This window comes from Enterobacter sp. T2 (assembly GCF_010692925.1).
Classification (GTDB): Bacteria; Pseudomonadota; Gammaproteobacteria; order Enterobacterales; family Enterobacteriaceae; genus Enterobacter; species Enterobacter kobei.
On record NZ_CP048736.1, the window covers coordinates 2,056,201 to 2,074,915 of the forward strand.

Here is an 18,715-nt window from a genome sequence, read left to right on the forward strand (position 1 = left end):
CTGTCTAATATATTAATTATCTCAAATGATACTTTAAAAATATGAATATCGAACTGCGTCATCTTCGCTATTTTGTCGCCGTTGCTGAGGAGCTGCATTTTGGCCGCGCGGCGGCACGGCTGAATATCTCTCAGCCCCCGTTAAGCCAGCAGATTCAAATCCTCGAACAGCAGGTGGGCGCGCGCCTTCTGGCCCGCACCAACCGCAGCGTGAGCCTGACGGCGGCGGGTAAGCAGTTTCTGACCGACAGCCGACAAATCCTGAGCATGGTTGATGACGCCGCCGCCCGTGCAGAGCGGCTTTACCTCGGAGAAGCCGGTGAGCTGAGAATCGGGTTTACGTCGTCCGCGCCCTTTATCAGCGCCGTCTCCCAGACGCTTTCCTCATTCCGCCGCCATTTCCCGGATGTGCATATTCAGACGCGCGAAATTAATACCCGCGAGCAAATTGCACCGCTGAATGAAGGCGCACTGGATTTGGGGTTGATGCGTAATACGCAGCTGCCGGACACGCTGGCGTGGCAGGTGATTCTGCATGAACCCCTGATGGCTATGATCCCCCTTGACCACCCGCTGGCCTCGCGTCCGGCGGTATCGCTCGCAGAGCTGGCAAAAGAACCCTTTGTCTTTTTTGATCCTCAGGTCGGAACGGGCCTGTATGACGACATTCTGGGACTGATGCGTCGCTACGATCTTGCTCCGGTTATCACCCAGGAGGTGGGCGAGGCGATGACCATTATTGGGCTGGTCGCCGCCGGACTGGGGGTCTCTATTCTTCCGGCCTCCTTTAAACGGGTACAACTGCGCGAAATGCGCTGGGTTCCCATCGCCGAAGAGGATGCCGTTTCCGAGATGTGGCTGGTCTGGTCAAAACATCGTGAACAGAGCCACGCCGCGCAGCGCTTCAAACAGCAGTTAATCAGCGCTTCAGGTGGGCAAAACCGGTAAGGAAAAGGGATAAAAATGTGCGGTAAATCACAGAGCTAAGTAAATATTTGACGACAGCTATGGAAGTGCTTCACCATAGCCCAAAGTTTATTTCGAAGCTCGAAAATAAGGGAGTACGAGGTGGTTGCTGATAGTCAGCCAGGGCACATTGATCAGATTAAGCAGACCAACGCTGGCGCGGTATACCGCCTGATTGATCAGCTTGGTCCGGTTTCGCGTATCGATCTTTCGCGCCTGGCACAGCTGGCACCTGCCAGTATCACCAAGATTGTCCGTGAAATGCTGGAAGCGCACCTGGTCCAGGAGACGGAAATTCAGGAGCCGGGCAGCCGTGGCCGTCCGGCGGTCGGGCTGGTGGTTGAGACGGAAGCATGGCATTACCTGTCACTGCGCATCAGTCGCGGGGAGATCTTCCTCGCGCTGCGCGATCTGAGCAGCAAACTGGTGGTGGAGGATCGGCTTGAGCTGCCGCTCAACGCGGAACAATCGCTCCTCGATGCCATTGTCTCCCATATCGATAACTTCTTTATCCGCCATCAGCAGCGGCTGGAACGCTTAACGGCAATCGCCATCACCATGCCGGGCATTATTGATACCGAAAACGGCATCGTGCACCGCATGCCGTTTTACGAAGATGTCAAAGAGATGCCGCTGGGAGAGGTGCTGAAAAACCATACCGGCGTGCCGGTCTATATTCAGCATGACATCAGTGCCTGGACCATGGCGGAGGCCCTGTTTGGCGCGTCGCGCGGTGCGCGTGATGTGATTCAGGTTGTGATCGACCATAACGTTGGGGCGGGTGTCATCACCGACGGGCGTCTTCTTCACGCCGGGAGCAGCAGCCTGGTGGAAATCGGGCACACTCAGGTCGACCCGTACGGGAAGCGCTGCTACTGCGGGAACCATGGCTGCCTGGAGACCATTGCCAGTGTAGAAAGCGTGCTGGAGCTGGCGCAGGTCAGGCTCAGCCAGTCCATGAGCTCCTCGCTGCACGGCCAACCCTTAACGGTCGATTCCCTCTGCGCCGCCGCGCGTCAGGGAGATTTGCTGGCGAAGGATATTATTACCGGGGTGGGGATTAACGTTGGCCGCATCCTGGCGATTATGGTGAACCTCTTTAACCCGCAAAAAATCCTGATTGGCTCCCCGCTCAGCCAGGCGGCGGAGATCCTCTTTCCGGCGATCTCGGCCTGTATCCATCAGCAGTCGCTTCCCGCCTACAGCAAGAATATTGCGGTGGAAAGCACCCAATTCTCTAACCAGGGCACCATGGCAGGTGCGGCGCTGGTCAAAGATGCCATGTATAACGGCTCGCTGCTTATCCGCCTGTTACAGGGTTAACTCTTTTCCGCAGATGTACGAAAAATTGCGCTATCTCAAGCCGGGTAGCGCACGCATCCCGTAGACTTCCTCCACTGAATTATTTACCTGGTTTATATTTTCGAAGCATACCCAAGAGGTGGAGTGAGTCATGCTTAAGCGTTTCTTTGTTACTGGTACAGATACCTCTGTCGGCAAGACCGTCGTATCCCGCGCATTGCTGCAGGCGCTTGCAGCAAGCGGTAAACGCGTGGCAGGGTACAAACCGGTCGCAAAAGGGAGTAAAGAGACGCCAGAGGGATTGCGTAATAAAGACGCCCTGGTGCTGCAAAGCGTCTCGTCGCTGGAACTGCCTTATCAGGCGGTCAATCCCATTGCCTTAAGCGAAGAGGAGAGCAGCGTGGCGCACAGCGGTCTGATTAATTATCCCCTGCTGTCCGATGGGCTGGCGAACCTGAGCGAGAAGGTTGATCACGTGGTGGTCGAAGGGACGGGCGGCTGGCGCAGCCTGATGAATGATTTGCGGCCGCTCTCTGAGTGGGTCGTCCAGGAACAGCTTCCGGTAGTGATGGTGGTGGGTATCCAGGAAGGGTGCATCAACCATGCGCTACTGACAGCGCAGGCGATTGCCAATGACGGCCTGCCGCTGGTGGGCTGGGTGGCAAACCGTATCAACCCGGGCCTGGCGCACTACGCGGAGATCATCGACGTGCTGAGCGCCAAACTGCCTGGGCCGCTGGTGGGTGAGCTGCCTTATCTGCCTCGTGCCGAGCAGCGCGAGTTAGCGCAGTACATCGATCTCTCTGCCCTCGGCGGCGTGTTGGCCGTAGATCGAGTCGTGGCGTAACGTCCGCGACAGCACGGACGCCACCACACAGGCGACCAGTAAACCGGGCAGTAAAACATACTGTCCGGTCATTTCACAGACCATCAGCGCCGACATAATGGGCGCATGCGTGGTCGCAGCAAGTAGCGTTGCCATTCCCGCCAGTCCCAGCAATATTGCCGTCTCTGAACCCGGTAACCACAGCGCGAAAAGCTGCGCAAACAGCATCCCCGTCGCCATGCCGACAAACAGCGTGGGCGTAAACACGCCGCCCGGTGCACCCGAACCGCTGCTGGCCAGTACCGCCAGCAATTTACAGATAAACACTCCGGCAATCACCGACAGCAGCGGCGGGGCGAGCAGAAAAGCCTGAACCACGCTGTAGCCATTCCCCCATACCTTCGGCGTGAGGAGGGACAGCAGCCCGACGATCAACCCCCCCAGCGCCAGCTGCCACGGCGGCGAAAGTTTGAGACGCAGAAACAGTCCGTGGCTAAACGTCATCAGCCACATCAACAGGGGTCCGCAAAGACCTGCCAGCAGACCCATGGCGACCAGCAGGGCATAATCTGTCGCGGTCAGTATGCCGCTCAGATGGACTTCATAGAGCGTGCTGGCGCCGGGTGCCAGCACGCGGGTAGTCAGAAGCGCCACCACCGCCGCAATAACCACGGGACCGAGTGAGGCCAGCATGAGCGTGCCAAACAGAATCTCTGCAATAAACAGGCTTCCGGCTAAGGGGGCATGATAAGCGCTGGACATCCCGGCCGCGGCACCACAGGCGATCCAGAGCTTCCATTCGGATTTGGGCGTAAAACGGCGAGCGAAAAAGGAGGCGGCGAGAGCGGCAAGCAGGATCATGGCCCCTTCGCGCCCGATGGCGCTTCCGCTGGCGACGACCAGCAGCGACGCCAGGGATTTTACAAGGCTGGCACCGTAATCAAACTGGCCGTCCCCGGTCTCCAGCGCCTCCATGTAATCGGTTGGTGCGTGAGGCCGCTGGGCGGTCAGTCGCTGCCATCCCCAGAGCAGTACCCCGGCGGCCAGCCCACCCAGCGCAGGCGTCAGCGCGCGCCGCCAGGACGAGAGCGATGCGGCGGCATTCACCAGGCTACCGCTGTCGTTGCTGAGAAGCAGCCACTCCAGCAGGTACATGCTGTGACGAAACACCGCAACGGCCAGCGCCGCCAGCACGCCGGTGACGGTGGCCATCAACAGTCGGCGAAACATCGCCCGGATGTCGGGGTAAGCATGAAGACGTTGCATGGGTCGCGATTACAGGGGAACGATACAATATTGTGGCGGGAAATCGCGGGGTTAGCAAAAGGTATGCGTGCGAAAGCGCCGGGCGAGGCCCGGCCAGAAGGGTTAACTCTCGCTATGAATATTCAGTGCCCGACGCGTACGCCCGGAACTCAGGTACTCGGCAATATAGTCCTGCGAAATCTCGCCGTTGTAACGCCCGTCCTCATCCACGATCGGCATCCAGCTGGTATTGCTTTCATACAGACGTGACAACACGACGCGCAGGTTGTCTTCCGCCTTGCCGGTCATGCGGAACGGATGCAGGATGTCGCCACAGGTACCGCTGGCGTTGCGCGCTTCGCGACGTTTCACAAAGCCCAGCGGTTTTCCGTGCTCGTCGACCACGGTAATTGCGCGAATGTCATTGTCGTCCATCGTGGCAAAGGCTTCAGGAAGCGGCGTAGCGCTCCGCGCCGTAATGGTCGGCTGCTGGTCGGTGACGTCTCCTGCGGAGACCAGCAGCAGCCGCTTCAGCGTCCTGTCCTGACCAACAAACGAGCCGACAAATTCATTGGCCGGTTTTGCCAGCAGTTCATCCGGGCTGGCACACTGCACGATTTTCCCCTGACGGAAGACTGCGATTCGGTCGCCGAGCTTCAGGGCTTCATCAATATCGTGGCTGACCAGCATCACCGTTTTCTTCAGCTTGCGCTGCATCTCCAGGAACTGGTTCTGGATCACCTCGCGATTGATGGGGTCCACCGCGCCGAACGGTTCATCCATCAGCAGTACCGGAGGATCCGCCGCCAGGGCGCGGATGACGCCGATACGCTGCTGCTGGCCGCCGGACATCTCGCGCGGATAGCGGCTAAGAAACTTACGCGGATCCATTGCCACCATATCCATCAGCTCTTCGGCGCGGGTTTTGCAGCGCGCTTTATCCCAGCCCAGCATGCGCGGTACAACGGTGATGTTCTCTTCGATAGTCATGTTCGGGAACAGGCCAATCTGCTGGATCACGTAGCCAATATTGCGGCGCAGGGTCACCGTGTCCATGCCGCTGGTGTCTTCACCGTTAATGAGGATTGTTCCGCTGCTGGGTGTGATAAGGCGGTTAATCATCTTCAGGGTCGTGGTTTTCCCACAGCCGGACGGGCCGAGCAGGACACACATTTCCCCTTCGGGAACGTTCAGGTTGACGTTATCGACGGCCTTAAAGGTCTGGCCGTGCTTCTGTGAAAAGTGTTTGGTGAGGTTTTCCAGTTTTATCATTATCGAATCCCCTTTGGAGTCAGAACCACCTGCAAACGGTGCAGCAGCCAGTCGAGCACAATAGCTAAAAGACAAATCATCAGCGCGCCCGCAATCAACATGCGAATATCACTTCCGCCAATACCGTTGAGCAGCAGCAGGCCCAGGCCACCCGCGCCGATTACCGCGGCAATCGCCATCACGCCAATATTCATGACGACGGCAGTACGGATCCCACCGAAAATTACCGGCAGCGCCATCGGGATTTCCACCCAGCGCAGACGCTGCCAGAAGGTCATGCCGATGCCCCGTCCGGCTTCACGCAGGCCCGGCGGCAGGCTGTCGAGCGCCGTATGGGTGTTACGTACAATCGGCAGCAGCGAGTAGAGAAACACCGCCGTAATCGCGGGCAGGGCGCCGATACCCTGACCGATCAGCGAAAAGAGCGGGATCATCAGACCAAACAGGGCGATGGACGGAATGGTCAGCACGATGGTAGCGATGCCCAGTACCGGCGTTGCCAGCCATTTATGACGGACAATCAGAACGCCCAGCGGGACGCCGATGAGGATGGCTAAACCCACGGCCAGCGCCACCAGCCACAGGTGCTGCAGCGTCAGGGTTAACAGATAGTCCCAGTTATCCAGGATGTAGTGCACGGTATCCATAGCGCCTCCTACAGCAACTGTTTGCTACGCAGGAAATCACGGGCGACCTGCTGCGGTGACTGATGGTCGATATCCACCTTCTTGTTCAGCTCGGTGATAACGTCGTTGTTGAGCTGGGCGGAGAGGGTATTGAGCGCCTCTTCCAGACCCGGATTAGCCTCCAGCGTGTCTTTACGCACCACCGGAGTGACCGCATAGCTCGGGAAGAAGCCTTTATCATCTTCCAGCACCTTCAGGTCAAAGCCCTTCACGCGCCCGTCGGTGGTGTAAATCAGACCGGCGTCGACAAAGCCGTCGCGCACCGCGTTATAGACCAGTCCCGGGTCCATCTGACGGATCTGCGGGCGGTCCAGCGTCATGTTATAGGCGGCCTGCAGCGGCTTCATGCCGTCGCTGCGCCCGGCAAATTCCAGGTCCAGGCCCAGCAGCCAGTTTTTGTCCGGGTTGGTTTGACGGATCTGCTCAATCTTCGCCACCATCTCTGACATGGTGTTGATGTGTTCCGCCTCGGCGCGCTTGCGCTGCATGGCGAAAGCATAGGTATTGTTCATGTCTGCGGGTTTAAGCCATACCAGACTGTGCTTTGCGTCCAGGCGTTTCACCGTCTCGTAAGACTCCTGCGGCGACATGCGTTTGTTGATGTGGTTAAAGATGATTAATGACGTGCCGGTGTACTCCCAGGTCATATCAATCTGTTTGTTGATCATCGCGTTACGGGAAATCACCGTGGCGATATTGGTTTGCGGCTGTACCTGGAATCCTTTCTTCTGTAAATACTGCACGGTCATAGCCGAGAGAATATGCTGCTCGGTAAAGCTTTTGGTTGCCAGGATCAGCGGGGCTGCCATTGCCTGGCTGGTGAAGAGCGCCGCGGCGCACAGCGCCGTCAGGCCGGAAAACAGTCTCATAAAAGCTCCTTGTTATTGTTATTGAGCGAGATGGGGGCTCATCACGCGACCCAGCGCCGCCAGCAGGGTGTCGAGGATCAGGGCGAACAGGGCGGTGGCCGCCGCGCCGAGGATCAGGGTCGGAAAATCGTTCAGGTAGATGCCGGGGAAAATCAGCTCACCGTAGCTGCTGGCACCAATCAGGAAGGCCAGCGGCGCGGTACCGACGTTGATGGCGGTGGCGATGCGGATCCCGGAGAGCATGACGGGCCAGGCGTTGGGCAATTCAACCTGACGCAGACGCTGCCATTTGGTCATCCCGATCCCGTTTGCGGCTTCAAGTAACGAGGCCGGAACGGAACACAATCCCGCGTAGGTATTGCGCACAATGGGCAGCAGCGAAGCAAGAAACAGCGCGATGATGGCGGGCGTATCGCCGATGCCAATCACCACCATCGCCAGGGCCAGCACGGCCAGCGGTGGCAGCGTGTTACCCACGTTGAAAATTTGCATCACATATTCGGCGATACCCCGCGCGGCCGGGCGGCTCAGCAGGATACCGGCCGGAATACCGACCAGCAGGGCAAAAAACATCGACGAGAAAACCAGTATCATGTGCTGTTGCCCGAGATAAATCAGGTCAACCTGACGCGCCTTGATTGTCTCAAGTCCGATCCCCCAGATGAGAAGGGCAAGAACCACGATAATCGCGCCAACAAACAGCAGCGAACGTTTGAGTAATGGGTGCATTGCGGTGTGTCTCCCTGTGCGCATGCGTTATAGCAACCACCGGTTGCCTGTTGTTATGCCATGTTTCGGCAGGGGTAATTGACCTATAGCAAGCGTTTGGGAAGGGTTCCAGCGAAGGGGGAAAATCAGTAACCCTATGAAAAGCGTGACAACCTTAAGTCAGGCCTTATGGCGTAAGGGCTGAATATGGCGCAGGCAGAATAGTCCTAAAGCGCAACCCATAAAGTGACAGGGTCACGTATCGCGATGTTCCTGTCACCCTGCCTGAGAGCTTTATCTGCTTAGTAGGGGGCGTACACGGCGAACACGCACTGAGATACTGATAATCGATACGGTCGCGACAACGGAGAGCATCAACCCGAGCGCCAGCATGGCGTTGAAGCCAACCCATCTGAAGAGCAGTAACCCGGCGATACCCCCGGTAATGAACGAGAAAAGGGTGGTTAAGTGGGTTTTCAACTGACTTTTTTGTGCCGCGGTATCTTTGGAGTAATCCCTGCGAAGCATGGCAACCGTGACGGAGGCCAGGGAAATTCCCGCGTCCGTCAGCGTGCCGGTAATGTGCGTCGATCTCACCCGTCCGCCGGAAAGCTGTGTGGAGGTTGAATTATGAATGCCCATCAGACAGCACAGGAAAATAATAATCTCGCGGTTGCTGGTGAGCGCATGGAAATACATCTCGTAGAGAGATACGCCGGTTAATAATATCCCTTCGACAAAAAGGATTTGGCAAAAAACCAGCCTGACGTTATGGATAATGCCCCATATCACGATAAGACGCGCAAGGATTGCACCCGCCACAAAGGAGAGAATAATCGAGCCAAAGAAAATGATATCGCTCAGATCGGTGGAGGAGACTTCGCTGGATAATTGTGAGGTGTTGCCGGTCATATGAGAGGGGAAAAAGCCAAAGGCCCCAAGGGCGATGGCGTTGAGTAAACCTGCTGAGGTCGCCAGCCAGAGAGCAAGCCGGCGATCCTCCTGGTGCGTTCGTTCTTTCTTGAGTTTAATCAGCAAGAATACCTCCGGGGTGAGCTTTGCCTGAATAATCAGGCTAGCAAAGCGTGTCGACGGGCTGTCCAGGATATTGCTTAATTATTATTCCCTCTGGCGACGTTGAGGGTTTAGTAATTAAATAAAATACCCTTTACGAAAAGTATTCCAAACTGAAACCTCACGCTACGCCATTATTTCCATGAGGCGCTTTCGCGGAGGCGTGAAAGCATAAATGTCAACGCAGCCGCACAAAGCAGCACTATGCCGCTCAGGGCAAACGTGCTCTGCCAGCCGAGGCGATTAAACACCATACCGCCCGCCGTTGAACCCAGTGCAATGGCGAGTTGGATCACCGCGACCATTAACCCTCCGCCCGCTTCGGCATCCTCCGGTAGCGTTCGGGCGACCCACGCCCACCAGCCCGTCGGTGCTGCCGTCGCCAGCATTCCCCACAAGCCTGACAGCAGGGCAACAATCCACACGTTATGCCCGGTCAAAATCAACGCGCCAGCGATGGCGGCCATCAGCAGTGGAATCGCTATTAACGTCAGGTAAAACGCCGCGTTCAGAACCAGAGTAACGAGAAGGGTGCCAACAAATCCGGCAATGCCGATGGCGAGCAAAATCAGCGATAGCCCGGAGGCGCTGACGTGCGTGACGGTCTCGAGAAATGGGCGCACATAGGTAAACAGCGCAAACTGTCCCATAAAGAACAGGCTGCAGGCTATCAGACCGACGGATACGACAGGCTGGCGAAATAGCCGAAAGACGCCTTCACCTGACGCACCGTTTTTACGCCCGCTCATATTTGGCAGGCTAACGTACTGCCACAGGAATGCGGCGATTGCCACGGGCACCAGACAAAGGAAGGCACCGCGCCAGCCAATGGTTGCACCCAGGTAGCTGCCTAGCGGGGCGGCCACGACCGTTGCCAGCGCGTTACCACCGTTGAAAATAGCCAGCGCGCGCGTGACCTGATGATGGGGAACCAGGCGAATAGCCGTTGCCGCCGACATGGACCAGAACCCGCCGATGGCGATACCGATCAGCGCGCGACCGGTCATATACGTCTGATAGTTCTGGGCGAAGGCAATAATGAGCCCCGAGAGCGCCATCAGTATCGTCATGCCCAGCAGAAGGTGTTTACGATTCATATTCCCGGCAAGCCGGGAGAGGAAGAGGCTGGTCAGTACCGCCAGCGCGCCGGAGATAGCAATGCCCTGGCCTGCAAGCCCCTCCGTCACGCCTAAATCTGCGGCAAGCGGGGTGAGCAGGCTCACGGGCATAAATTCCGAGGCAATCAGGACGAATACGCAAAGGGTCATGGCAAAAATGCCTCCCCAGTACGCATGTTCCTCATGCTGTGAAGTGGTGTGGTTTAATGTGGACATCGTCTGATTTCGCTAAGAGCGCCGCCCGTCGAAACGGGCAGCAGGGAGGTTTATTTCAGGCTGTTTTTAAAGAATTGTTCAAACTGAGCGAATGGGATCTTCCCGGCAGCATTGTCGTAGAGATCGACATGGTTTGCGCCCGAGACAATCACCAGTTCTTTCTGCTTGCTGCCGACCGCGTTAAACGCATCTTCGGCGAAATAACGGGAGTGCGCCTTTTCGCCGGTCACGATAAGCGTCGGGATAGCGATCTCTCCGGCATAGCTCAGCAGCGGCATGTTCATGAACGAGAGCGGCATAGTTGCCGTCCATGCGCCGGTTGAGTTGACGGAACGCGCGTGGAAGCCACGCGGCATGCGGTAGTAGTCATAAAACTCTTTCAGCACCGGATTCGGGTTGGCGGGCAAGGCTTCTGGCAGAATACGTTCTGACGCGGTCACTTTGCCGTTCTCGTCAACATAAATGTCATGGCCGCCCTGTGCAAAGGTGCCGTTCCCGGCATCCTTCCAGCGCTGTTCATTCAGGTACTGCAGCACAGCATGGCGATCTGCCGAAGAATAACGATCTTTGCCGTCGCCTACGCCGTGACCCATCGCCCGGCTCATGTCATACATTACGCTGGTGGCGACAGCTTTGATGCGCGTATCCATGGATGCCGCATTCAGCGCCATACCGCCCCAGCCGCAGATCCCAAGGATGCCAATGCGGTTACGGTCGACCTCTTTCTGCACGCCCAGGAAATCAACCGCGGCGCTAAAGTCTTCGGTGTTGACGTCCGGTGACGCGACGTTGCGCGGCTGACCGCCACTTTCGCCCGTCCAGGAAGGGTCGAACGCCAGGGTTACAAACCCTTTTTCCGCCAGGGTCTGCGCGTAGAGACCGCTGGACTGCTCTTTGACCGCGCCAAATGGCCCGCTGACGGCAATCGCTGCCAGCTTACGGTCGCCACGGTTTTTAGGAAGATAGAGATCGCCTACCAGGGTAATACCGTAACGGTTCTGGAAGGAGACCTTACGGTGGTCAACCCGGTCACTTTTGGCAAAGGTTTTGTCCCAGGTTGTGACCATCGAGACGGGGGCGTTAGGATTGGTGGCTTCTGCATAACTCATGGTTGTCACTCCACTTAATGATGCGCATAGCAGCATCGCAACAGACAGTTTTTGGGTGAATGTTTTCATGTATCGATACCCTGCGGTGTTGTGTTGCGGCCATTATAGTTAGCAGAATGAGTGCTGATTAGAGGCCATAATCTGCTAGAATTAATATCAAATTGTTATGAATTGCGGGGCGTAATGGCGAAGCGAGAAAACTACAATGAGCTGTATCTGTTTATGCAGGTGGTGCGGGAGGGAAGTTTCACCGCGGCTGCGCAGCGGCTTGGGCTGGCGCAATCCGGGGTGAGCCGCTCGGTGCGCGAGCTGGAGGAGCGGTTGGGCGTCCAGCTTCTCGTTCGCACCACGCGTAAGCTGTCGTTAACCCACGCCGGAGAGCAGCTCTATCAGACAGCCGAATCCGCGTTCGATGCACTTGATTCGGGTCTGGCGACCCTCGCACATTATCGTCAGACACCGTCCGGCACGGTGCGCATTAACGCCAGTCAGCACGCCATCGACAAATGCCTGCTGCCAAAGCTCGCCATTTTTAAACAGCGTTACCCGGATATCAGGCTGGAACTCATAAATGAAAGCCGCTTCGTCGACATCATTACCGAGCGGTTTGATGCGGGTGTCAGGCTGGGAGCTGAGGTCAGTCAGGGAATGATTGCGGTGCGCATCACGCCCGATATGGAAATGGCCGTAGTGGCTGCACCGGGGCACTTCAGGCGTTACGGCTTTCCCCAGACGCCAGCTGATTTAGTGGCCCATCCCTGTATTGCCTATCAGTTTGCTGATGGAAATGATTATCAGTGGGAACTGGTCGAGGACGGGAAAAAAATCACCCATCGGCCAGAGGGCAGTGGGCATTGTCAGACAGCTATATGGAAGCCCAAGCCGCCCGTCTTGGGCTTGGGCTGGCTTATGTTCCGCTTGAGCTGGTGGCTGATGATCTTGAAAAAGGAACGCTTATCCGGGTATTGCAGCGCTATAGCCTGCGCATGGACGGGCTGTATCTTTATTATCCGCACCGCAACGTATCGCCGGCTTTGAGGGCCGTTATTGATACGCTGAAAATGTAATTTCTGTGAACGTGTTTTTCTTCGACATGTGAACTGCAGGCCCCTGCTTGCTTAAGTCAGGAAAAAAACTTAGGCTAACGTCAAGATCTGCTTGCTCAACAAAGGCTTAAAAATGGAAAAAATAATCCCGGAATATACGGCTGTTGATTTATCCCGTTGGGCAAGAAAGGAGCATTTTGAGGTATTTCAGGGGTTTGCTCAATCGACGTTTAACCAGACGGTATTGGTCGATATTACCGTGCTGCTAAGCCATATTAAAAACGTTGGCTGGAAGTTTTATCCGACGATTATTTTTCTCGTTGCTAAAGTCGTTAACCGTCACCCAGAATTCCGTATGGCCATGAAGGACAATGAGCTTGTCATATGGAATGAAATTCATCCAAATTATACGATTTTCCATAATGAAACAGAGACCTTTTCATCATTATGGAGTCATTACGATGGCGATATACAGCACTTTCAGAAAACCTATTCTGAAGACATGGCTCGCTATGGCGATAAACTTGCGTATTGGCCAAAAGAACAATCCAGGGAAAATATCTTTTTTATATCCGGCATTCCGTGGGTAAGTTTTACGAGCTTCAGCGTTAGCGTGGCTAATATGAAAAACTTTTTTGCCCCTATGTTTACGCTTGGAAAATATTACGAGCAAGAGGGCAGGGTATTATTACCTCTCGCCGTTCAGGTACATCATTCTGTCTGCGATGGTTTCCATGTGGCAAGGTTTTTTAATGAGTTACAAGAGGTCTGCGATGCGTTACCACAGCAGACCGGGCAACAGGAATGATGATGTGGCCATCAGGCCGCTTTAACCGCCCTGATTTTTTTACTGTCAGCTGCACCTGACTCGGTTTTATCGTCAGCAGGGGTATCAAGAGCCGGGAGCTTACTGGTTCGCAAAATATGCTGCACGGCATCTTTCTGCTCGGCGAGATACAGACCAAGATCTTCAGCCTGCGTTTCATCCATCTGCATTCCGCTTTGCAAAAGCCAGTCGGTAAACGCCTCTGCCATATCAAGCAGTTTGTCGTGAGCGTCAGCCTCTTTCTTACTGGCAAATGTCATTTTCTCTTCACCTTTTCTTACGACAACATATTTTGTTTCAACAGCCATCACGCACCTCTCATACTGTATTTATGTACAGTATAACAGAGGCCGGAAAAAGTTGCAGCAAAATGTGCGTTACGTGTGCGCCTGCTGGGTTTCACGGCAGGCCACACTGCGCCGCCATGCGCCTGGAGCCTGGCCATATTGCCGTTTAAAACTGCGGTTGAAGGATTGCTGAGAGTCAAAACCCAACGCGATCGCCACGTTCAGAATCGGTTCGTCGCTGTGGGTTAAGCGCTCAACGGATTTTTGCAGCTTTTGCGCGCGAATGTATCCGGCGAGAGGGTAGCCCGTATGTTCTTTAAACAGTCGCTGAAGGTGCCATTTCGAATAGCCGGAGCGCCTGGCGACGGACTCAATATCCAGACGGCTATCAAGGTTGTTGTCGATCCAGTCGAGTAAATCATGCATAAATGCGCCCGTGTTCATCGGGTTACCTCCACGCAGCCTGTTAAATGGTATCTTTATCTGTTGCATTTAAAGGTGGCGCGTTTTTGCAGTAATTGCAAGTTTTATTGTTGCATTTAAATCCTTACCTGAAACGGGCCTTTTTAACATCCGACCGAATAGCACATAAAGTGCAACAATTATTCTTGCACTTAGTTAAGCGCCTTCCTACAATCGCCGCGAATAGTGTATTCGCAACTGTTACAGTTTTGTGGCGATGAACGACACAAATGGCCTTAAGCCAGCCCGGACAAAGGAAGTGGCGCGGTGCCTCCTGCCGCGTCTTGCCCGGCGGCTACAATTACCGGAATAAAAATAATGAGCCTGCAAAAAACCTGGGGAAACGAACCTCTGCATGCGCTGGGAGCGATATTGCTCTCCCTGTTGCTTGTCGGATGTGATAACAGCGTCGCGCAAAATGCTGCACCCCCTGCGCCCGCCGTCAATGCTGCTGATGTGGTTGTGAAATCCATTAGTCAGTGGGATAGCTTTAACGGCCGGATCGAAGCCGTGGAGAGCGTTCAGCTTCGCCCCCGCGTCTCTGGCTATATCGACAAAGTGAATTTCACCGACGGCCAGGAGGTGAAAAAGGGTGAGGTGCTGTTCACGATTGATGACAGAACCTATCGTGCCGCGCTGGAGCAGGCGCAGGCGACGCTGGAGAGAGCCAAAACGCAGGCCAGCCTGGCCCGAAGCGAGGCTAACCGTACCGATAAACTCATCAATACCAACCTGGTATCCCGTGAAGAGTGGGAGCAGCGCCGTGCGGCCGCCATTCAGGCGCAGGCCGATATTCGCGCCGCGCAGGCTGCGGTAGACGCCGCGCAGCTTAACCTCGATTTCACGAAAGTAACGGCACCGATTGATGGCCGCGCCAGCCGCGCGTTGATCACCAGCGGTAATCTGGTCACGGCGGGCGATAGCGCCAGCGTGCTGACAACGCTGGTCTCGCAGAAGACGGTGTACGTCTACTTTGACGTGGATGAGTCAACCTACCTCCACTATCAAAACCTCGCCCGCAGCGGGCAGGGGGCGTCCAGCAATCACACTGCGCTACCGGTTGAAATTGGCCTGGCGGGTGAGGAAGGGTATCCCCATCAGGGTAAAGTGGATTTCCTGGATAATCAGCTGGCGCCGAGTACCGGTACGATCCGTATGCGCGCGCTGCTGGATAACGCGCAGCGTCAGTTCACGCCGGGCCTTTTCGCTCGTGTTCGCCTGCCGGGCAGCGCTGAATTCCAGGCCACGCTTATTGACGACAAAGCGGTGCTGACCGATCAGGATCGCAAATATGTTTATATCGTGGATAAAGAGGGCAAAGCACAGCGACGCGATATTACGCCAGGGCGCCTGGCGGACGGCTTACGCATCGTGCAGCAGGGGCTGAAACCCGGCGATAAAGTCATCGTCGATGGTTTACAAAAAGTGTTTATGCCGGGTATGCCGGTTAACGCGAAAACCGTCGCCATGACCGCCAGCACCGCCCTCAACTGATCATCTGACCTGAGAATCCTACCCATGGACTTTTCCCGCTTTTTTATCGACAGGCCGATTTTCGCTGCCGTCCTGTCGATTCTGATTTTTATCACAGGATTAATCGCCATCCCGCTGTTGCCGGTGAGCGAATACCCTGATGTCGTACCGCCAAGCGTGCAGGTGCGCGCGGAGTACCCGGGCGCCAACCCGAAAGTGATTGCTGAGACCGTGGCGACGCCGCTGGAAGAGGCGATCAACGGCGTTGAGAACATGATGTACATGAAATCCGTCGCGGGTTCTGATGGCGTGCTGGTGACGACCGTCACTTTCCGTCCGGGAACCGACCCGGATCAGGCGCAGGTTCAGGTACAAAACCGCGTGGCGCAGGCCGAGGCGCGTCTGCCGGAGGATGTGCGCCGTCTGGGCATCACGACGCAGAAACAGTCTCCTACGCTGACCCTGGTGGTGCATCTGTTTTCGCCTGGCGGTAAATACGACTCTCTGTATATGCGCAACTACGCCACGCTGAAAGTGAAGGACGAACTGGCGCGTCTGCCCGGTGTCGGCCAGATCCAGATTTTTGGCTCAGGCGAATACGCGATGCGCGTCTGGCTGGATCCCAATAAAGTAGCGGCGCGCGGGCTGACCGCCTCGGATGTCGTCACGGCGATGCAGGAGCAAAACGTGCAGGTGTCGGCCGGGCAGCTGGGCGCCGAGCCGCTGCCGAAGGAGAGCGATTTCCTGATCTCCATTAACGCCCAGGGGCGTCTGCATACCGAAGAAGAGTTTGGCAATATCATTCTCAAAACGTCTCAGGACGGGTCGCTGGTACGCCTGCGCGACGTGGCGCGTATTGAAATGGGATCGGGCAGCTATGCGTTGCGTTCGCAGCTTAACAATAAAGACGCGGTCGGGATCGGTATCTTCCAGTCTCCTGGCGCAAACGCCATCGATCTGTCTAACGCGGTGCGCGCTAAAATGGCGGAACTGTCCACCCGTTTCCCGGAAGATATGAAGTGGGCGGCACCTTACGATCCGACGGTATTCGTGCGCGATTCTATCCGTGCGGTGGTGCAAACGCTGCTGGAAGCGGTAGTGCTGGTCGTGCTGGTAGTGATCCTCTTCCTGCAAACCTGGCGTGCGTCGATCATTCCGCTGATCGCGGTGCCGGTTTCGGTCGTGGGGACGTTCAGCGTTCTCTACCTGCTGGGCTTTTCGCTTAATACCCTGAGTTTGTTCGGGCTGGTATTGGCTATCGGTATCGTGGTGGATGATGCCATCGTGGTGGTGGAAAACGTCGAGCGAAATATCGAAGAGGGGCTTGCTCCGCTTGCGGCGGCGCATCAGGCGATGCGTGAAGTGTCCGGGCCGATTATCGCGATTGCGCTGGTATTGTGCGCGGTGTTTGTGCCGATGGCGTTCCTTTCTGGCGTCACCGGCCAGTTCTATAAACAGTTTGCGGTAACGATTGCCATTTCGACGGTGATCTCCGCTATCAACTCGCTGACGCTCTCGCCAGCGCTGGCTGCTCTGCTGTTAAAACCGCACGGCGCACCGAAAGATTTCCCGACCCGGCTTATCGATCGTCTGTTCGGCTGGATTTTCCGACCGTTTAACCGCTTTTTCCATCGTAGCTCGACTGGCTATCAGGGGCTGGTGGGTAAAACGCTCGGCAGACGTGGCGCGGTGTTTGTGGTGTATCTGCTGCTGCTGTGTGCCGCAGGCGTCATGTTTAAAGTGGTTCCCGGTGGCTTTATTCCGACACAGGATAAGCTGTACCTGATTGGTGGCGTGAAAATGCCCGAAGGCTCGTCGCTGGCGCGTACTGATGCGGTGATCCGCAAAATGAGCGAAATCGGGATGAATACCGAAGGCGTGGACTATGCGGTTGCTTTCCCGGGTCTGAATGCGCTGCAGTTCACCAATACGCCGAACACCGGAACGGTCTTCTTTGGCCTGAAGCCGTTCGACCAGCGTAAACACAGTGCTGCGGAAATTAACGCTGAAATCAACGCGAAAATTGCGCAAATCCAGCAGGGCTTTGGCTTCTCCATTCTGCCGCCGCCGATTTTGGGGCTGGGGCAGGGGTCGGGCTATTCCCTGTACATTCAGGATCGTGCCGGTCTTGGCTATGGCGCATTGCAGAGCGCGGTGAATACCATGTCCGGTGCGATTATGCAGACGCCGGGGATGCATTTCCCGATCTCGACCTACCAGGCCAACGTTCCACAGCTGGACGTGCAGGTTGACCGTGACAAGGCGAAAGCGCAGGGCGTGTCGCTGACCGATCTGTTCGGTACGCTGCAAACCTATCTGGGCTCGTCTTATGTGAATGACTTCAACCAGTTCGGGCGTACCTGGCGTGTAATGGCGCAGGCCGACGGACCGTACCGCGAGAGCGTGGAGGATATTGCGAACTTACGTACCCGTAATAACCAGGGTGAAATGGTGCCGATTGGCAGTATGGTTAAGATCAGCACCACCTACGGGCCGGATCCGGTGATCCGCTACAATGGCTACCCGGCGGCTGACCTGATTGGCGATGCCGACCCGCGCGTACTCTCGTCCGCCCAGGCGATGACGCAGCTGGAAGGTATGTCTAAGCAGATATTGCCGAACGGAATGAATATTGAATGGACGGATCTGAGCTTCCAGCAGGCGACACAAGGTAATACGGCGCTGATCGTCTTCCCGGTCGCGGTGCTGTTGGCCTTCCTGGTGCTGGCGGCACTGTATGAAAGCTGGACGCTGCCGCTGGCGGTGATCCTTATCGTGCCGATGACAATGTTGTCCGCGCTGTTTGGCGTCTGGCTGACCGGTGGCGATAACAATGTGTTCGTGCAGGTAGGGCTGGTGGTACTGATGGGGCTGGCGTGTAAAAACGCGATTCTTATCGTGGAGTTTGCCCGCGAGCTGGAAATTCAGGGCAAAGGTATCATGGAAGCCGCGCTGGAGGCCTGCCGCCTGCGTTTACGCCCGATTGTGATGACCTCCATTGCCTTCATCGCCGGAACCATTCCGCTGATCCTTGGCCACGGCGCGGGCGCAGAAGTGCGCGGTGTCACCGGGATTACGGTCTTCTCGGGGATGCTGGGCGTCACGTTGTTTGGTCTGTTCCTGACGCCGGTGTTTTACGTGACGCTGCGTAAATTCGTTACGCGCGGTAAAGAGGAAAGGGAGGTTCTGCCTGCATAGGGATGTTGCAGAAAACAAAAAAGCGCCTTCACA

At 56.1% G+C, this 18,715-nt stretch carries 16 protein-coding genes and 2 pseudogenes; 8 read left to right on the forward strand and 10 right to left on the reverse strand.

Translation table 11 applies throughout. The features are described from left to right. The first annotated feature begins 41 nt into the window (after positions 1-41). The 3 genes from ynfL to bioD all read left to right on the forward strand — a co-directional run bounded on the left by ynfL (position 42) and on the right by bioD (position 3,114). Positions 42-947 carry a multidrug efflux transcriptional activator YnfL/SxtR(Kp) gene (gene ynfL, locus G0034_RS09800; RefSeq protein ID WP_014883633.1) on the forward strand — a complete coding sequence of 302 codons (906 nt, stop codon included), beginning with the start codon at positions 42-44 and terminating at the stop codon, positions 945-947. Between the two features lie 120 nt (positions 948-1,067). Beyond that, positions 1,068-2,288, forward strand: coding sequence for a sugar metabolism global transcriptional regulator Mlc (gene mlc / locus G0034_RS09805; RefSeq protein WP_179120766.1), 1,221 nt, complete (start codon positions 1,068-1,070; stop codon positions 2,286-2,288). Between the two features lie 130 nt (positions 2,289-2,418). Beyond that, on the forward strand, positions 2,419-3,114 hold the full coding sequence (gene bioD / locus G0034_RS09810; protein ID WP_014883635.1) for a dethiobiotin synthase: 696 nt from the start codon (positions 2,419-2,421) through the stop codon (positions 3,112-3,114). Here the strand turns inward: bioD and clcB are convergent. The 8 genes from clcB to G0034_RS09850 all read right to left on the reverse strand — a co-directional run bounded on the left by clcB (position 3,049) and on the right by G0034_RS09850 (position 11,459). Further along, entirely contained in the window at positions 3,049-4,359 is a 1,311-nt protein-coding gene (clcB, locus tag G0034_RS09815; protein ID WP_179120767.1) for a voltage-gated ClC-type chloride channel ClcB, read from the reverse strand. The genes bioD and clcB overlap by 66 nt on opposite strands. A 102-nt stretch (positions 4,360-4,461) precedes the next feature. Continuing rightward, positions 4,462-5,610, reverse strand: a complete 1,149-nt coding sequence (gene osmV / locus G0034_RS09820; protein WP_179120768.1) for an osmoprotectant ABC transporter ATP-binding protein OsmV — start codon at positions 5,608-5,610, stop codon at positions 4,462-4,464. Further along, positions 5,610-6,257, reverse strand: coding sequence for an osmoprotectant ABC transporter permease OsmW (gene osmW, locus G0034_RS09825; RefSeq protein WP_014883638.1), 648 nt, complete (start codon positions 6,255-6,257; stop codon positions 5,610-5,612). Before osmW ends, osmV begins: the two co-directional genes overlap by 1 nt. A gap of 8 nt (positions 6,258-6,265) precedes the next feature. Beyond that, complete coding sequence (osmX, locus tag G0034_RS09830) at positions 6,266-7,165, reverse strand: osmoprotectant ABC transporter substrate-binding protein OsmX (RefSeq protein ID WP_179120769.1); 900 nt, start codon at positions 7,163-7,165, stop codon at positions 6,266-6,268. 18 nt (positions 7,166-7,183) lie between these two features. Then, complete coding sequence (gene osmY / locus G0034_RS09835; RefSeq protein WP_032636727.1) at positions 7,184-7,894, reverse strand: osmoprotectant ABC transporter permease OsmY; 711 nt, start codon at positions 7,892-7,894, stop codon at positions 7,184-7,186. Between the two features lie 273 nt (positions 7,895-8,167). Continuing rightward, complete coding sequence (locus G0034_RS09840; protein ID WP_014883641.1) at positions 8,168-8,911, reverse strand: YoaK family protein; 744 nt, start codon at positions 8,909-8,911, stop codon at positions 8,168-8,170. Between the two features lie 170 nt (positions 8,912-9,081). Next, the gene (locus G0034_RS09845; RefSeq protein ID WP_179120770.1) at positions 9,082-10,281 is read right to left on the reverse strand and encodes an MFS transporter; all 1,200 of its coding nucleotides are present in this window, start codon (positions 10,279-10,281) and stop codon (positions 9,082-9,084) included. Positions 10,282-10,331: 50 nt separating this feature from the next. Next, on the reverse strand, positions 10,332-11,459 hold the full coding sequence (locus tag G0034_RS09850; RefSeq protein WP_179120771.1) for an alpha/beta hydrolase: 1,128 nt from the start codon (positions 11,457-11,459) through the stop codon (positions 10,332-10,334). A 153-nt stretch (positions 11,460-11,612) separates the two neighbouring features. On the opposite strand from G0034_RS09850, the pseudogene G0034_RS23625 reads away from it, so the two are divergent. The 3 genes and pseudogenes from G0034_RS23625 to catA form a co-directional block, all read left to right on the forward strand. After that, positions 11,613-11,711, forward strand: a pseudogene (locus G0034_RS23625) (LysR family transcriptional regulator); the annotation flags it as partial. 150 nt (positions 11,712-11,861) lie between these two features. Further along, positions 11,862-12,457, forward strand: a pseudogene (locus G0034_RS09855) (LysR substrate-binding domain-containing protein). Positions 12,458-12,569: 112 nt separating this feature from the next. Then, on the forward strand, positions 12,570-13,244 hold the full coding sequence (catA, locus tag G0034_RS09860) for a type A chloramphenicol O-acetyltransferase (protein WP_179120772.1): 675 nt from the start codon (positions 12,570-12,572) through the stop codon (positions 13,242-13,244). 11 nt (positions 13,245-13,255) lie between these two features. Here the strand turns inward: catA and G0034_RS09865 are convergent, their stop codons facing one another. Beyond that, complete coding sequence (locus tag G0034_RS09865) at positions 13,256-13,570, reverse strand: YebG family protein (protein ID WP_014883646.1); 315 nt, start codon at positions 13,568-13,570, stop codon at positions 13,256-13,258. Between the two features lie 69 nt (positions 13,571-13,639). Continuing rightward, positions 13,640-13,993 carry a helix-turn-helix domain-containing protein gene (locus G0034_RS09870; protein WP_014883647.1) on the reverse strand — a complete coding sequence of 118 codons (354 nt, stop codon included), beginning with the start codon at positions 13,991-13,993 and terminating at the stop codon, positions 13,640-13,642. Between the two features lie 336 nt (positions 13,994-14,329). Here G0034_RS09870 and oqxA point away from each other — a divergent pair, with 336 nt between their 5' ends. Beyond that, the gene (gene oqxA, locus G0034_RS09875; RefSeq protein ID WP_047344089.1) at positions 14,330-15,505 is read left to right on the forward strand and encodes a multidrug efflux RND transporter periplasmic adaptor subunit OqxA; all 1,176 of its coding nucleotides are present in this window, start codon (positions 14,330-14,332) and stop codon (positions 15,503-15,505) included. A gap of 24 nt (positions 15,506-15,529) precedes the next feature. Further along, positions 15,530-18,682, forward strand: a complete 3,153-nt coding sequence (gene oqxB, locus G0034_RS09880; RefSeq protein WP_179120773.1) for a multidrug efflux RND transporter permease subunit OqxB — start codon at positions 15,530-15,532, stop codon at positions 18,680-18,682. The last annotated feature ends 33 nt before the right edge of the window (positions 18,683-18,715 follow it).

What these genes read in the sequence shown, in the direction of transcription:
- bioD (WP_014883635.1), top strand. Translation starts at nt 2,419, where the DNA reads ATGCTTAAGCGTTTCTTTGTTACTGGTACAGATACCTCTGTCGGCAAG.
- clcB (WP_179120767.1), bottom strand. Translation starts at nt 4,359, where the DNA reads ATGCAACGTCTTCATGCTTACCCCGACATCCGGGCGATGTTTCGCCGA.
- G0034_RS09870 (WP_014883647.1), bottom strand. Translation starts at nt 13,993, where the DNA reads ATGAACACGGGCGCATTTATGCATGATTTACTCGACTGGATCGACAAC.
- osmV (WP_179120768.1), bottom strand. Translation starts at nt 5,610, where the DNA reads ATGATAAAACTGGAAAACCTCACCAAACACTTTTCACAGAAGCACGGC.
- catA (WP_179120772.1), top strand. Translation starts at nt 12,570, where the DNA reads ATGGAAAAAATAATCCCGGAATATACGGCTGTTGATTTATCCCGTTGG.
- osmX (WP_179120769.1), bottom strand. Translation starts at nt 7,165, where the DNA reads ATGAGACTGTTTTCCGGCCTGACGGCGCTGTGCGCCGCGGCGCTCTTC.
- osmY (WP_032636727.1), bottom strand. Translation starts at nt 7,894, where the DNA reads ATGCACCCATTACTCAAACGTTCGCTGCTGTTTGTTGGCGCGATTATC.
- oqxB (WP_179120773.1), top strand. Translation starts at nt 15,530, where the DNA reads ATGGACTTTTCCCGCTTTTTTATCGACAGGCCGATTTTCGCTGCCGTC.
- ynfL (WP_014883633.1), top strand. Translation starts at nt 42, where the DNA reads ATGAATATCGAACTGCGTCATCTTCGCTATTTTGTCGCCGTTGCTGAG.
- G0034_RS09865 (WP_014883646.1), bottom strand. Translation starts at nt 13,570, where the DNA reads ATGGCTGTTGAAACAAAATATGTTGTCGTAAGAAAAGGTGAAGAGAAA.
- oqxA (WP_047344089.1), top strand. Translation starts at nt 14,330, where the DNA reads ATGAGCCTGCAAAAAACCTGGGGAAACGAACCTCTGCATGCGCTGGGA.
- osmW (WP_014883638.1), bottom strand. Translation starts at nt 6,257, where the DNA reads ATGGATACCGTGCACTACATCCTGGATAACTGGGACTATCTGTTAACC.
- G0034_RS09845 (WP_179120770.1), bottom strand. Translation starts at nt 10,281, where the DNA reads ATGTCCACATTAAACCACACCACTTCACAGCATGAGGAACATGCGTAC.
- G0034_RS09850 (WP_179120771.1), bottom strand. Translation starts at nt 11,459, where the DNA reads ATGAAAACATTCACCCAAAAACTGTCTGTTGCGATGCTGCTATGCGCA.